We start from the raw sequence: 14081 nt of genomic DNA on the forward strand, positions 1-14081 counted from the left end.
ATTCACGCTCACACGGTCAGGAGGCTCCGATGCCGGAGATCATCCTCATGGCGGACGCCCGCGTCAGCGCGGTCCCCGTCGAGGACAGCGGCGAACCCCTGGTGGACCTGCGCGAGGTCGCCGAGCTACGGCTGGACGCGCGGATGGCCGACGACGAGGGCGCGTACGCGCACGTGCGCAGCGGGCACGTCGAGCGCCTGCGTCACGCCCACAGCCTGCTGCCCGCCGGGCTGCGGCTGCTCGTCGTCGAGGCGTTCCGCCCGCTGGCGCTGCAGGAGCAGTATTTCGCCGCGCACGCCGACCGGCTGCGGGCCGCCCACCCTGACTGGTCGCAGGAGCGGGTGCACGTCCAGACCAGCCGGTCGCTCTCGCCGCCTCCCATCGGCCCGCACGTGTGCGGCGCCGCGATCGACCTCACGCTGTGCACCGAGGACGGGGAGGAGCTGGACATGGGCACGGCCGTCAACGCCGACCCCGAGGAGACCGACGACGCCTGCTACACCGACTCCCCCGACGTCTCCGCCCACGCCCGCGGCAACCGGCGCCTCCTCGGCGAGGCGCTGACCGCGGCCGGGTTCGTCAACTATCCCACCGAGTGGTGGCACTGGTCGTACGGCGACCGCTACTGGGCCTTGCTGACGGGCGCCCCCGCGGCCCTGCACGACCTCGTCACCTGGCCCACCCGCTGACCGTCTGACCCGGGCCCCGGCCGGCGCGAGCCTGCCGGGGCCCTTACATGCCCTCGCGCCTCTCTAGGGCGTACTGGAGAGCACTTGAAGAGCATCTGGAGAGCACCGGAGCAACCTTTCTCCCAGCGACAGAAACCCCTGGAGAAAGAACCCGCCATGAACGAGAAGATCTCCCCGGCCGCCGGCTCCGGACTCCTCGCCCGCCTCGGCGCGGGCGCCGCCGCCACAGTGCTCCTGACCACGGCGCTGGCCGCCGCGACCGGCACGCCCGCCGCCGCCGTGGCCCGCGCCGACATCGTCGCCGTCGCGCAGGGCCAGCTCGGCAACGCCGGCCGCAACCAGGAGCAGCCGACGGGCAGCGGCTGCAACTACTACACCGGCTATTTCCGGAGCTGGAAGCCGGCGGGCGGCTGCCCCGCCACGGACGGGGTGCAGTGGCGCAACAGCGACTGGTGCGCCGACTTCGCCAAGTACGTCTGGAAGAACGCCGGGGTGAGCGACGCCGACGTCGCCGAGGGCGACGGCGGCATCCTCACCGGCTGGGCCAGCTCCTTCAGGGACTACGGCGCCAAGCACGGCACCTGGCACGCGCGCTCGAGCGGCTACCAGCCCCAGCCCGGCGACGCGATCGTCTTCGACTGGACGCAGAACGGCGAGATCGACCACGTCGGCATCGTGAAGTCGGCGACCGGCACCACCGTCCACACCATCGAGGGCAACAGCGGCAACCGCATCAAGGAGAACAGCTACTCACGCACGGACGCCGACATCGTCGGATACTCCGCGCCGGTCGGCGCCGACTCGGGGACGCCCACCGCCCCGCCCTTCGACGGCAGCGGCGACGGCGACGTGCGGGCCGACTTCAACGGCGACGGCCTCGGGGACGTGGCCGCGTTCTACGACTACCCGGGCGGACGCACCGGCCTGTTCGTGTGGACCGCCAAGAGCGGCGGCTTCAACACCCCGGCCCTCGTCTGGGACAGCGGCCTGAACAACTGGGACCAGTGGCGGACCAAACCCGTGGCGGGCGACTTCAACGGCGACGGCCTCGGGGACGTGGCCGCGTTCTACGACTACCCGGGCAGCCGGACGGGCCTGTTCGTGTGGACCGCCAAGAGCGGCGGCTTCAACACCCCGGCCATGCTGTGGGACAGCGGCGCCGGCAACTGGGACCAGTCCCGCACCAAACCGGTCGCCGGTGACTTCAACGGCGACGGCCTGACCGACCTCGGCGGCTTCTACGACTACCCGGGCAGCCGCACGGCACTGTGGGTGTGGACGGCGAAGAGCGGCGGCTTCGACACCCCCGCCCTGCTGTGGGACAGCGGCACGGGCAACTGGGACCAGTCCCGCACCAAGCCGGTCGCGGGCGACTTCAACGGCGACGGCCTCGGCGACCTCGGTGCCTTCTACGACTACCCGGGCGGACGCACGGCACTGTGGATCTGGTCCGCCAAGACCGGCGGCTTCAACACCCCCGCCATGCTCTGGGACAGCGGCGCCGGCAACTGGGACCAGCCCCGCACCAAGCCCGTCACCGGCGACTTCAACGGCGACGGCCTCGGCGACCTCGGCGCCTTCTACGACTACCCCGGCGGGCGCACCGGCCTGTTCCTGTGGATGGCCAAGAGCGGCGGCTTCAACACCCCCGGCCTCGTCTGGGACAGCGGCGCGGGCAACTGGGAGCAGCCGCGCACCAAGCCCGTCACCGGTGACTTCAACGGCGACCGCCTGACCGACCTCGGCGCCTTCTACGACTACCCCGGCGGCCGTACCGCCCTGTGGACCTGGACCGCCAGGAGCGGCGGCGTCAACAGCCCCGCCATGGTCTGGGACAGCGGCCCGAACAACTGGGACCAGTCCCGCACCAAGCCGGTCTGATCAGACCTCACCCCCTCCTGGAGCCCATCATGAGAATCACCGACCTCAGCCGCCTCCTGACCGTCTCAGCCGCCCTGGCAGCGGGCCTGCTCGCCGCCGGCGCCGTCCCGGCCGCGGCCGTGGAGCCCACTCCCGCCCCCTCCTCCACCGCCGTCCCCGGCCCGGCGGGCCGGCCGGTGCCGAAGGAGCTCGCCGCCACCCTGGCTCACACGGCGTGCGTGCCCGGCGGCCCGACCAGCGGCGACACGGCGATCGCCGACCAGGTCCGGCCGCAGATGAACGGCCCGCGACTGGGCCGCAGCGTGAACGCCTACAACGTCTCCTGCGCCCGGATCATCACGGCCACGACGAAGGGCCGCGGGCTGGACAAGCGGGCGGCGGTGATCGCCGTCACCACCGCCATCACCGAGAGCACCCTGCACAACTACACGGTGGCCGTGGACCACGACAGCCTGGGCCTGTTCCAGCAGCGCCCGTCGCAGGGCTGGGGCACGCCCGCCCAGCTGATCGACCCGGTGTACGCCACCAACGCCTTCCTCAACGCCATGCTGCGCAAGTATCCGAACAACTCGTGGATGAGCGGGGACATCGGCGCCATCTGCCAGAAGGTGCAGGTGTCGGCCGTCCCTGACGCCTACGCCAAGGAGGTCCACGACGCCCAGCTGCTCGTGGACGCCCTGTGGACCACGGGGACGACCCCGCCGGCCGACCCACCGTCGGGTGCCTCGGAGTTACGGGACGACTTCAACGGCGACGGCCTGGCGGACGTGGGCGCGTTCTACGACTACCCGGGCAGCCGCACGGCGCTGTGGGTGTGGACGGCGAAGAGCGGCGGCGGCTTCCACGCCCCCGCCCTGCTCTGGGACAGCGGCACGGGCAACTGGGACCAGTCCCGCACCAGGCCCGTCGGCGGCGACTTCAACGGCGACGGCCTGGCGGACATCGGCGCCTTCTACGACTACCCGGGCGGGCGCACGGGCCTGTTCGTGTGGACCGCCAGGAGCGGCGGCTTCAACAACCCGGCCCTGCTCTGGGACAGCGGCGCCGGCAACTGGGACCAGCCCCGCACCAAGCCCGTCGCCGGCGACTTCAACGGCGACGGCCTGACCGACGTCGGCGGCTTCTACGACTACCCGGGCAGCCGCACGGCACTGTGGGTCTGGTCCGCCAAGACGGGCGGCGGCTTCAACAGCCCCGCCCTGCTCTGGGACAGCGGCACGGGCAACTGGGACCAGTCCCGCACCAAGCCGGTCGCCGGCGACTTCAACGGCGACGGCCTGACCGACGTCGGCGGCTTCTACGACTACCCCGGCGGGCGCACCGGCCTGTGGATCTGGACGGCCAGGAGCGGCGGTTTCGACAATCCGGCCCTGCTGTGGGACAGCGGCACGGGCAACTGGGACCAGTGGCGCACCAAGCCGGTCGCGGGCGACTTCAACGGCGACGGCCTGACCGACGTCGGCGGCTTCTACGACTACCCGGGCAGCCGCACGGCACTGTGGGTCTGGTCCGCCAAGACGGGCGGCGGCTTCAACAGCCCCGCCCTGCTCTGGGACAGCGGCGCGGGCAACTGGGAGCAGCCGCGCACCAAGCCCGTCACCGGTGACTTCAACGGCGACGACCGCACCGACGTCGGTGCCTTCTACGACTATCCCGGTGGCCGCACCGCCCTGTTCACCTGGACCGCCAGGAGCGGCGGCTTCGACAACCCGGTCAACCTGTGGGACTCGGGCCCGAACAACTGGGACCAGTCCCGTACCAAACCGATCTGACCCGCCACTCCCCCGGGCCGCCGCACGATCATCGATCGTGCGGCGGCCCGCGTGCGTGCCAGGCGCCGCAGTGGCATCAACCGGCCGCGGTACGGCGCCGCGCGCGTACCGCACGGGTTGTAGCGGCGGTCATCCGGACGAGTGATGAGTGACGTGGCCGGTCGCGGCTACCATGCGCTGATGCGCGCAAAGGTGTTGTCGTCTCTGCGACGGCTCGCCGTGATGAACCCCTTCCTCACCGATCTGCTGTTCAGTGTCGTGGTCGCCGGCGTCACCCTGGCGTTCGGCGTCGTCCTGGGCGACGGCTCGGCCGATCCGGGCCACGCGCGCCGCCCGATGGATCCGGCCGGCGTGGTGTTGACGCTGGTCGCCGACCTGGCGCTGGCGTGGCGGCGGCGTGCCCCGGTCACCGTGCTGGTGATCTCCTGCGCCGCCGTGATCGTCTTCCACGCGGCCGGGTACGACGCCCGGCTCAACGGGGTGGCGCCGCTGCTGGCGCTCTACACCGTGGCGGCCGGGCGAGCGCCCGCCGTGTCCGTCCCGTGTGTGCTCGGCCCGCTCGCCTCCTCATGGCATGCGGCGTTCCTCGGCCCGGCGGAGTTCCGCTGGCCGAACCTCGCGCAGACGGGCGTCATGGTGGCCGTCGCGTGGACGTTCGGCAACAGCACCAGGCTCCTGGTCGAGCGGAACAACAGGCTCGCCGGTCTCAGCGAGCGGCTGCGCCACGAGCAGGAGGACAGGGCGCGGCGCGCGGTCACCGAGGAGCGGATGCGCATCGCCCGCGAGCTGCACGACGTGGTGGCCCACCACATGTCGGTGATCGTGATCCAGGCCGGGCTCGCCCGGTACGTCCTCGGCTCCGACCCGGCCACCGCGCGTGGCGCGCTCACCACCATCGCCGACACCGGCAGCGAGGCGATGGGCGAGATGCGGCGCCTGCTGTCCATCCTGCGCATCGACCTCGACGACGACACCGACGGCTACGACCCCGCACCCGGCCTGCAGCGGCTCGACCAGCTCGTGGAGCGGCTGCGCTCGGCGGGCCTGCCGGTCGAGGTGTCGGTCACCGGCACGGTACGCGCGCTGCCGTCCGGGATAGACCTGTGCGCGTACCGCGTCGTCCAGGAGTGCCTGACCAACGTGCTCCGGCACGCGGGCCCCGCCACGGCGCGGGTGTTCCTCCACTACGGCGTCGAGCTGGAGTTACGCGTCACCGACGACGGGCGCGGAGCGGCGGCCGCCTCTCATGAGGACGGCCACGGCTTGATCGTCATGCGCGAACGCGTCAAGCTCTACAAGGGAACGGTCACGGCCGGGCCGAAGCCGTCAGGCGGGTTCGAGGTCGTGGTCACCCTGCCCCTGTCGTCCGCCCACCCGGACGATCACCCCCCTCGGACACACGGTAAGCCCAAAACATGATCAAGGTACTCGTGGTCGACGACCAGATTCTCGTCCGCGCAGGTCTGGCGGCGCTGCTGCGCGCGGCGCCCGGCCTCGACGTCGTCGGAGAGGCGGCGACCGGTGAGGAGGCCATCGACCAGGCGGCCGCCGCCCGGCCCGACATCATCCTCATGGACATCAGGATGCCGGGCATGAACGGCGTGACCGCGACCGAGCACATCCTGGCCGCGCAGCTCGACCCGCGGCCCCGCGTGCTCATCCTGACCACCTTCGACCTGGACAAGTACGTCTACCACGCGCTGCGCATCGGCGCCTCGGGGTTCCTGCTCAAGGACACCCCGCCGGAGCGGCTCATCGCCGCCGTGCACACCGTCGCCGCGGGTGACATGCTCTTCGCCCCCAGCGTCACCCGGCGCCTGATCGAGGCCTACACCAGCCGGACGGACCCGCCGGGCGCCCCGCGCTCACCCGCGCTGCACGCGCTCACCGCCCGCGAGGTCGAGGTGCTCAAACTGGTCGGGCGGGCGCTGTCGAACGCCGAGATCGCCACCCGGCTGCGCGTCAGCGAGGCCACCGTGAAGACCCATCTCAACCGGACGATGACGAAGCTGAACCTCTCCAGCCGCGCCCAGATCGTGGCGCTGGCGTACGAGTCCGGCCTCATCGTCCCCGGCCGGGAGAACTCGGCACCCAGCTGAGACGATCTTCGGCTGGCGCGGCCGGGCGTCCCGGCCGTAGCGTTCGACCATGATCCGGCGAGCCATGGACTGGTGGAGCGAGCACCCTCAGCTCGCCGACGCGCTGCTGGCAGCGGCGGCCTGCACGTTCCTGCTGGTGGAGGTGCCCTACAGCGAGCACACCATCGTCACGCCGGGCCGGTTGCCGGTGACGTTCTGGGGCGACCTGGTGGCCTACGCGAGCCTCGCCCTGCGGCGCAGGTACCCGGCCGGGGTGCTGGCGCTGGTGTGGGCGCTGTGGTTCGCCGGCGGCCGGTGGGACATCTGGGCGGAGTGGAACGCCGCCTGGTCGGAGCTGAGCACGCCGACCGCGCTCATGCTGGCGCTCTACACCGGGGCCCGGTGGACGTCCTCGGGCTGGTCGGCCGTCTTCCTCGCGGGCACGCTGCTGCCCGCGCTGGTCACGGTCGCGCGGACGTGGGCGGGGCCGGTGTCCCCCGCCCCTCCCGACGACCTGTACGTGGTGTCGTTCGTGACCTGCGCGGCGGCCTGGGTGCTGGGCAGGCTGCGGCGTTCGGAGGCCGAGGCGGTGGCGCGCGCGGCGGCCCGCGCCGAGGAGAGCAAGGCCCAGGCGGCGCTGACGGAGCAGCGCATCCGCATCGCCCGCGAGCTGCACGACATCGTGGCGCACAACGTGAGCGCGATGGTGATCCAGTCGTCGAGCGCGAGCGTCGCGCTGCTCAACGACGACAGGACCGCGGCGGGCGCGGCCGTCGAGGCGATCGGGCACGTGGGCCGTACCGCGCTGGCCGAGCTGCGGCTACTGCTCGGCGTGCTGCGGGAGGGCCCGTCGATGCCGCAGCCGGGCATCGAGGCGATCGGCGAGATGACCGAGTGGCTGCCCCTCGACGTGCGATTACGCGTGGAGGGCGCGGCTCGCCAGGTGCCGCCCGAGGTGGGGCAGGCGGCGTACCGGATCGTGCAGGAGGCGCTGACGAACACGCTCAAGCACGCGGAGAAGGACGCCACCGCCGAGGTGGTGCTGCGTTACGCGGCGGACGGGCTGCGCCTGGAGGTCACCGACGACGGCAACGCGAGCGGGGAGCGCGGGTGGGCCGGTCCGAGCGGGTTCGGCCTGATCGGGATCCACGAGCGGGCCGAGGCGCTCGGTGGCACGGCGAGCGGGGCGCCGCTGCCGGGGGGCGGGTTCCGGGTGGAGGTGCTGCTGCCGTGGGGAGGAGCGCCCGGGCGGTGAACCGCCCGGGCGCCCGTGCTCAGCCTCCTGGGTGGTAGGACTCCCAGACGAAGCCGCGCATCTTCTCCTGGAACCAGCTCACCGGGTTGCGCAGCCGCTTGGACACCGTCCTGCCCCGTTCGGCGGTGATGCCCACGGGGGGCTTGCCTTGGGTGGCGTGGTGCAGGCTGTGCGACACGCCGTAGGTGACGTCGGCGCCGCCGCCCTTGAGGTTGCCGTCGCTGTCGGTGACCGCGTAGCCGCCGCCACCCCAGCCCTTCTTGGACTCGTACTCGCCTCCGTAGTACGCGTCCCAGGTGCCCGGCTTGGTCGCCAGGCCCTCGATGGTCGTGTGCTTGTAGAACAGGCCGCCGCTGGCCTCGGCGCCGATCGAGGTGGACAGGCCGGTCTTGTAAGTGCCGGCCAGGCCGATGCCCTTCCGGTCCACGACCACGCACGCCTCCACGCTGAACGACGCGGTCAGCTTGATCCCGAGCCCGCCGCACAGGCCGAACGTGCCCTTCTTCGGCTTGGCCGGCGCCGGTGGCTTGGCGGGCTCCGCCGGTGCCTGAGGGGTCAGGTCCGGGATGCCGGGCTGCCGCAGCCGCGGCCTGTGCCCCGGCACGACCGGCCCCGGTATGAAGGCCGGCTGGCGGGCGGCGACGTACCAGTTGCTGACCGCCAGGTAGAAGCGATGGGTGAAGATGTTCAGATACACGTGCACCAGGTACAGGTTCTGCCGCATGAGGTAGTTGTAGTTGCCGTACCGCACCCAGAACTGCCGGTACCCGAGCAGGTAGACGTTGACGTACGGGAACCGCCCGTCCGGGTCCGACATGGTCGTCGGGTTGTTGTCGGCGTAGTTGTAGCCGTTCATCTGCTGCGACCGGCCCATCTCGATCTCCGGGTCGACGGAGATGAACCGCCCGGTGTTCGGGTCGTAGCCGCGCGCCCCGAGCGTCGTCAGGTCGGTGGTGGAGTCCACCACGCCGCCGACGAAGCCCTTCTCGTTGCCGGCCGGCCACTCGCCCTTGCTCGCCCTGAGCTGGCCGAACGGGGTGTAGCGGCGCCGGCTGACCGAGCCGTCGCCCGCGTCGATGGCCAGCTCGGCGGTGCCGTGGTGGTCGTTGACGAGGAACGTGACGCCCTGGGCGGTGCGCATGGCGTTGCGGTGGTAGCGCACGGCCTTGGCCGCGCTCTGGCCCTTGGCCAGCCGCACCTCCATGTCGGGCAGGTAGAGGGTGGTGCCCGCCGGGTCGCGGCGCAGCAGCCGGTCGCCGTCGGCGGTGTAGAGGAAGGTGGTCTCCCCCTTCTTGTCGTCGACGACCTTCACCAGCTCACCCTCGGCGTCCCAGTGCAGCGTCTGGCTGCCTGAGGAGGTCATGCGCTCGGTGGTGTTGCCGATCGGGTCGTAGCCGTAGGACTCGGAGCTGCCGTTCACGTCGGCGAGCTGGTGTCCGCGGTACTTCGGGTCCACGCCGGGGTTGCCCGCGTAGCGGTAGCCGCGCGTGGCGCTCTGCGCGCCGCCGGAGGGCCCGGCGCCGTAGTGCGTCTCCCCGGTCCTGTTGCCGGCGTCGTCGTAGGTGTAGTTCACCCGGTACGGCGCCGGCCCGCCGATCGTGGCCTGGCCCGGGTCGGCCGCGCACGTGGCGCCCTCCTGGGTCCAGGCGTCCACCAGCCGCTGCAGGTCGTCATAGCGGAAGCACTGGTTGTCCACCCCGTCCCTGGAGGTGTCCACGGCCTGCAGCAGGTTGCCGGAGTCGGTGTAGCGGTACTCCACGCTGCGGTCGGTCCCGGCCGTGCCGGCGTGCGCGGTGGTGGCCTTGCGCAGCCGCTGCGTGCCGTGCTCGTAGGTGAAGGTCTGGTCCACCTGCTTGCCGCCGGCGCCGGTGGAGAGCCGCTGGCCGATCTGCTTGCCGGTCTTGGTGTAGTCGACGCCGACGAGGTAGGTCGACAGGTTCGAGCCGGCCGCGACCAGCCGGCCCAGGTCGTCGTAGGTGAAGGCGGTGTTCTCGGCCGGCAGGTCGCCGGCGGCCGGGCTGCTCGTGGCCTTGACGCTGCCGTCGAGGTTGTAGGCGGTGTCGAAGACGTAGCCGCCGGCGGGGGCCAGCGCGCCCTCGCTGCCCGGCAGCAGGATGCGCTTGCGCGTGGGCCGGTTCAGGTTGTCGTAGACGTCGACCTGGGTGGTGTACCTGGCCGTCCCCACGATGCGGGTGGCGCTGGTGAGCTGGCCCTTGCGCACGGTGTCGTAGACCCATTCGGCGACCTTGACGCCGGGGCTCGCCGCCGTGGCGTCGTACAGGCCGGTCCTGCGGCCGATGCCGTCGTAGGTGACCGACAGCTTCTTGCCGCGGGCGTCCTCGGTGGAGACGAGCTGGTCCACGTCGTTGTAGGTGAACCTGGTGACGCCCTTGTCCGGGTCGGACGTCTGGATCTTGCGGCCACGCAGGTCGTAGGTGGTGGTCCAGACGTGGTTGCCCGGCCCGGTGACCGAGGACTCCAGGCCGCGGTGGTCGTAGCGGAAGGTGGTGGTGAGGTAGCCGCCGGCCCGGTGCTCGCGCACCTCGGTCCTGCGGCCGTGGGCGTCGGTGTAGGTGGTGACGGGCGTGCCGCCCGCCGGTGGGGTCACCCTGGTCCAGTCGCCGCCGTACTCGTAGCGGGTGCGCCACCTCTCCTGCGCGTCGCTGCTGCCCACCAGCAGCCGGTCGGCCGTCTGGCGGCCCTGGCCGTCGTACTCGTGGACGTGCTGGGTCTCGATCTTGCCCGGGTCCGCCACGCCGAAAACCTCGGGCCGCGGGTCGCCGTCGGCGTAGTAGCTCTCGTAGGTGCGGTCCACCTGGCCGGCCGCGTTGTAGAAGGTGTCGGAGATCAGCCGTCCCTTGGTGGTGCCGTCGCGGCCCGCCGCCTGGACCTGCCGCTGCCGCAGCCAGCCGTCGTAGAGCGTGTACGACTGTTCCTGGCCGCCTTCCGCGGTGAGGGCCTTGGCGGAGACGGCCACGACCGCGTTGGCCCGGAAGAGGTAGTCGTACTCCTTGTCCGGCACGGCGGAGGACGGCCGGCCGCCCAGCCACACCTTGGTCAGGTGCCCGGCGGCGTTGTAGTGGACGGTGGTGGTCCTGCCTCCGGCGTCGGTGTCGCTGACGGGGCTGCCCCAGGCCGGGTCGAGCACCTTGACGGTGGTGTGCGCCGTCGTGGTGTCGGCGGTGTTCGCGGGCGGGCCGGTCACCTCGACCCGCGTGGTCAGGCCGTGGGTCTCGGTGTACTTCGTGGTCGTGGTCCTGCCGGCGGCGTCGGTGACCGTCTCCGGCCGGCCGTACGCGTCGTAGGTGGTGCGGGTGGCGGCCAGCGACGTGACCGCGGTGGCCGTGGCCTCCTTCGCCTTCTCCACCAGGGTGGCCTCGCCCAGGGTGGGCGCCGCCCTGAAGGCGCCGCCGTCGTAGTGGGTGCGCTCCTGCGAGATCAGGTCCCTGGCCAGGTCGGGGGTGTCGGCGCAGCGCCGCGCCACGGTCCTGACCTGGGCGGGCTTGGCGAGCACGCGGGCGCCGTCGGCGGTGAACGTCGTGGTGACGCACTTCTCGTCGCCGGTGACGTCCACGTCACCCTCGTCGTCGGTCTGGGCGGGCGCGCCGGTGCTGAGGTTGAAGGCGGTGACGCTGGACCGGGTCGCCTGCCAGCGGTCGTCAAGCCTCCTCATGCCGCGGGTGCCCGCGACGCCGGTGAGGTTGGCGGTGACGGTGATCGTGCCCTTGTCGATCGTGCGGGTGCGTGAGGCGGTCTGGTGGTGCCAGGGCCTGTTCACGGTCTTGCCGACCGGCTCGCCGCCCGCCTTGTCGTAGGTGATGGTCTTGACGGTCAGGCCCTGCAGCGACTCGTGGTCGGCGTAGGAGCCGCCCTCGCCGTCGCTGACGACGACCTTCTTGGTGCCGCCGTCGGCGTTCAGGCGGTCGCCGTCCATGCCCTGGAAGAACCAGTGGTCGGTCTGGCCGGGGGCGGCGCTGGTCGCGCCGGTGCGCACCCGGACCTTGTCGTAGCCCTGCCACTGCGACCAGGTGCGGTACTTCTCCTTGGTGAGCCCGTCGTCGTCGGTGAAGCGCCAGGCGGGCCTGCCGATGCTGTAGTCGTAGTCGGTCACCATGTCGGGCGAGCCGCCGGTCAGGTCGGTCTGCACGAGCTGCGTCACCACGTACTTGTGGAACCAGTCGAGCGTCGGGTTGGCGTCGCCGCTGGTGCGCTCCCACTTGACGGGGAAGCAGCGGCGGTGGTTGGCGGGCGGGCTGGGCGTGTCGCCGACGCGGCAGTCGGCCGCGGAGTAGTTGACGTCCAGGACGCCGCCGGTCTCGTTGGTGACGGAGCCGACGCGGTTCTTGATGAACGGGCCGACGTCGTCACCGAGGGCGTCCACGCGGTTGGCGAGCTGGGTGTAGGCGAAGGTGACCGGCGGCATCACCACCGGCGCGGGCCCGGCGTGGCCGGTGTGCACGATCGACTTCAGCAGCAGCTGCCGGTCCACGTCCGCGGTGCCCCAGTCGTGGCTGAAGGCCCAGGTGTCCACCGTACGGTGGCCGGAGCCGTCGCTCTGGATCACCTTCGTCACGGCCTCGACGACCCGCTTGCGCGTCCAGAAGGTGGGCGCGGCGGCCCCCTTGTAGTTCTCGCACTTGGTGCCGGCCGCGCAGTTGAGGTCCCAGGGGACGTCCTCCCAGTAGGCCGGATGGTCGTCGATCTTCGACTCGGCGCAGTCCTCGGCCGAGCGCAGGCACCGCTCGGCGACCTTGAAGTCCACCCTGGCGGGGGCGGTGGCCGGGTAGGGGTTGGCGGCGTTCAGGCCGTACTCGACGCTCTTGAGGTAGCCGCCCCTGACGTAGGGGGTGTCGTCCTCGGCGCGCAGGTTGCGAGCATAGCGGTTGGCCTCCTGCCCGTAGTAGTAGACGATCGCGTTGCCGCGCGGGTCCTCGACGTAGTCGAGGTTCCACCGCCAGGCCTGCTGGCACCACGACGCGGCGAAGGTGTCGTCGTGGCAGGGCTCGCCTGAGTCGTCGCCGAAGACGGGCACGGTCCAGGTGGACTTGGTCTCGGTCTTGCCGGAGGCCCAGCCCTTCATCCGGTTCTTGCCGAAGTGGTAGCGCTTGCCGTCGGGGGCGGTGAGGACCCAGTACTCGTTGTTGTCGTCGCCGTTGGCGGTGTCGCTGTCGGTCCCCGCCATCTTCCTGACGCGGGTGCCGTCGTCCTTGCGCAGCCGCCACTCGTTCTCGCCCGACTGCACCAGCTCGCCGCCCTTGCCGCCCAGCGTCAGCACGGCGTTGTCGTAGCCCCAGCACTGGTCCATGGGGTGGACGTCGTAGGTGCCGTCCTTGGGCACGCCGTCGTCCTCGCACGGGCGGTACTTGCGCTCGATGTAGCCGGGCCACAGGTCGAAGCCGTCGCCGACCTGCGAGCCCTGGTTGTTGGAGCTGGAGGTGCGCCCGTCGATCGAGGAGGAGGAGTAGGCCACGACCAGCTCGGGGGTGAGCCCGCCTGGCACCGGCGGCGTCCGCAGCGGGTACGACCAGGTGAAGTCGCCGGTCTGGGTGCCGACCTGCCAGGTGGCCGAGGCCGCCAGCTCGGTCGCTTTGTAGTCGCCCTTGGAGCTTTCCGCGCCGGCGACCGCCGCGAACACGGCCGGTTCCGCGGCGGTCTCGACGTCGGCGGCGACCGTCCTGGCGCGGGCGTCGTTGGCCGACGGCAGCGGCGCGGCCGTCCGGCAGCCGGGCACGTCAGGGGTGGTCAGCGCGCACGCGGGCAGGCCCACGAGCCGCACCCGCGACCCGAACGCGCCGCCGAACGCCTCGGCGAACCCCGAGTAGTCGAGGCGCACACCCACCGTGCCCGGCGGGCCGGCCGCCTGGCCGACGGTGAACACCAGGCCGCTGACGCCGGCGCGCGCGGCGGCCGCCCGGTCGAGGACCCGCACCCGCACCTTGACTGGCTCGGCGGCCGGCCCCTGTGCGGCCGCCTTCGCCGTCGATGCGGGGGCGGAGACCCAGATGGGCAGCTCACCGGCCCGCTGCTCACCGGCCTGTTGCTCACGGGCCCGCTGCTCGCCGCCCGGCTGGCGGGCGGCGGTCGCGCCGCCGAGGGTGATCTCGGCCTCACCGGCGGCCGGCCAGCGGACGACCGGTTCCGGCGCGCGCGGGGCGCTCTTGCGCGGCGTGACCTTCAAGGAGGCGCCGGGCACGACGACCTCGCGGTCCACCGGTCCGGCCGGTCCGGCGCCGGCCTCGGCCGCCGCGCTGGGCGCCGGGACGGCCACGATCAGCCCGGCCACCAGGGCGAGCGTGATCCCCGTGGCGAGTCTGGTCCTGATTCGTAAGGAACGGAGCCGGCGGACCGGCCCGGCTCCCACCCGCGTCATGACACCGCGGACAGCCATGCGTAACCTCCGAGCGAG

The 14081-nt window shown here is 72.1% G+C and carries 7 protein-coding genes; 6 read left to right on the forward strand and 1 reads right to left on the reverse strand.

Features of this window, described 5'->3' with window-relative positions:
- Window positions 1-29: 29 nt before the first annotated feature.
- The 6 genes from LCN96_RS29460 to LCN96_RS29485 all read left to right on the forward strand — a co-directional run bounded on the left by LCN96_RS29460 (window position 30) and on the right by LCN96_RS29485 (window position 7675).
- Window positions 30-689, forward strand: a complete 660-nt coding sequence (locus LCN96_RS29460) for a M15 family metallopeptidase (RefSeq protein ID WP_225265669.1) — start codon at window positions 30-32, stop codon at window positions 687-689.
- A 156-nt stretch (window positions 690-845) separates the two neighbouring features.
- Entirely contained in the window at window positions 846-2570 is a 1725-nt protein-coding gene (locus tag LCN96_RS29465) for a CHAP domain-containing protein (RefSeq protein WP_225265670.1), read from the forward strand.
- Between the two features lie 29 nt (window positions 2571-2599).
- Window positions 2600-4342, forward strand: coding sequence for an FG-GAP repeat domain-containing protein (locus tag LCN96_RS29470; protein ID WP_225265671.1), 1743 nt, complete (start codon window positions 2600-2602; stop codon window positions 4340-4342).
- A 180-nt stretch (window positions 4343-4522) separates the two neighbouring features.
- On the forward strand, window positions 4523-5761 hold the full coding sequence (locus LCN96_RS29475; RefSeq protein ID WP_225265672.1) for a sensor histidine kinase: 1239 nt from the start codon (window positions 4523-4525) through the stop codon (window positions 5759-5761).
- Window positions 5758-6441: a response regulator gene (locus LCN96_RS29480; protein WP_225265673.1), complete on the forward strand. Its 684-nt coding sequence runs from the start codon at window positions 5758-5760 to the stop codon at window positions 6439-6441. Before LCN96_RS29475 ends, LCN96_RS29480 begins: the two co-directional genes overlap by 4 nt.
- A 49-nt stretch (window positions 6442-6490) precedes the next feature.
- Window positions 6491-7675, forward strand: a complete 1185-nt coding sequence (locus LCN96_RS29485; RefSeq protein WP_225265674.1) for a sensor histidine kinase — start codon at window positions 6491-6493, stop codon at window positions 7673-7675.
- A gap of 19 nt (window positions 7676-7694) precedes the next feature.
- Here LCN96_RS29485 and LCN96_RS29490 read toward each other — a convergent pair whose 3' ends face one another.
- The gene (locus LCN96_RS29490) at window positions 7695-14063 is read right to left on the reverse strand and encodes an RHS repeat-associated core domain-containing protein (RefSeq protein ID WP_225265675.1); all 6369 of its coding nucleotides are present in this window, start codon (window positions 14061-14063) and stop codon (window positions 7695-7697) included.
- Between the last annotated feature and the right edge of the window lie 18 nt (window positions 14064-14081).

The sequence above is a fragment of the Nonomuraea gerenzanensis genome (assembly GCF_020215645.1).
Classification (GTDB): domain Bacteria; phylum Actinomycetota; class Actinomycetes; order Streptosporangiales; family Streptosporangiaceae; genus Nonomuraea; species Nonomuraea gerenzanensis.

Bases quoted from the DNA above. Each gene is read 5' to 3' on its own strand.
- LCN96_RS29470 (WP_225265671.1), top strand. From the start codon at position 2,600: ATGAGAATCACCGACCTCAGCCGCCTCCTGACCGTCTCAGCCGCCCTG.
- LCN96_RS29465 (WP_225265670.1), top strand. From the start codon at position 846: ATGAACGAGAAGATCTCCCCGGCCGCCGGCTCCGGACTCCTCGCCCGC.
- LCN96_RS29490 (WP_225265675.1), bottom strand. From the start codon at position 14,063: ATGGCTGTCCGCGGTGTCATGACGCGGGTGGGAGCCGGGCCGGTCCGC.
- LCN96_RS29460 (WP_225265669.1), top strand. From the start codon at position 30: ATGCCGGAGATCATCCTCATGGCGGACGCCCGCGTCAGCGCGGTCCCC.
- LCN96_RS29475 (WP_225265672.1), top strand. From the start codon at position 4,523: ATGCGCGCAAAGGTGTTGTCGTCTCTGCGACGGCTCGCCGTGATGAAC.
- LCN96_RS29485 (WP_225265674.1), top strand. From the start codon at position 6,491: ATGATCCGGCGAGCCATGGACTGGTGGAGCGAGCACCCTCAGCTCGCC.
- LCN96_RS29480 (WP_225265673.1), top strand. From the start codon at position 5,758: ATGATCAAGGTACTCGTGGTCGACGACCAGATTCTCGTCCGCGCAGGT.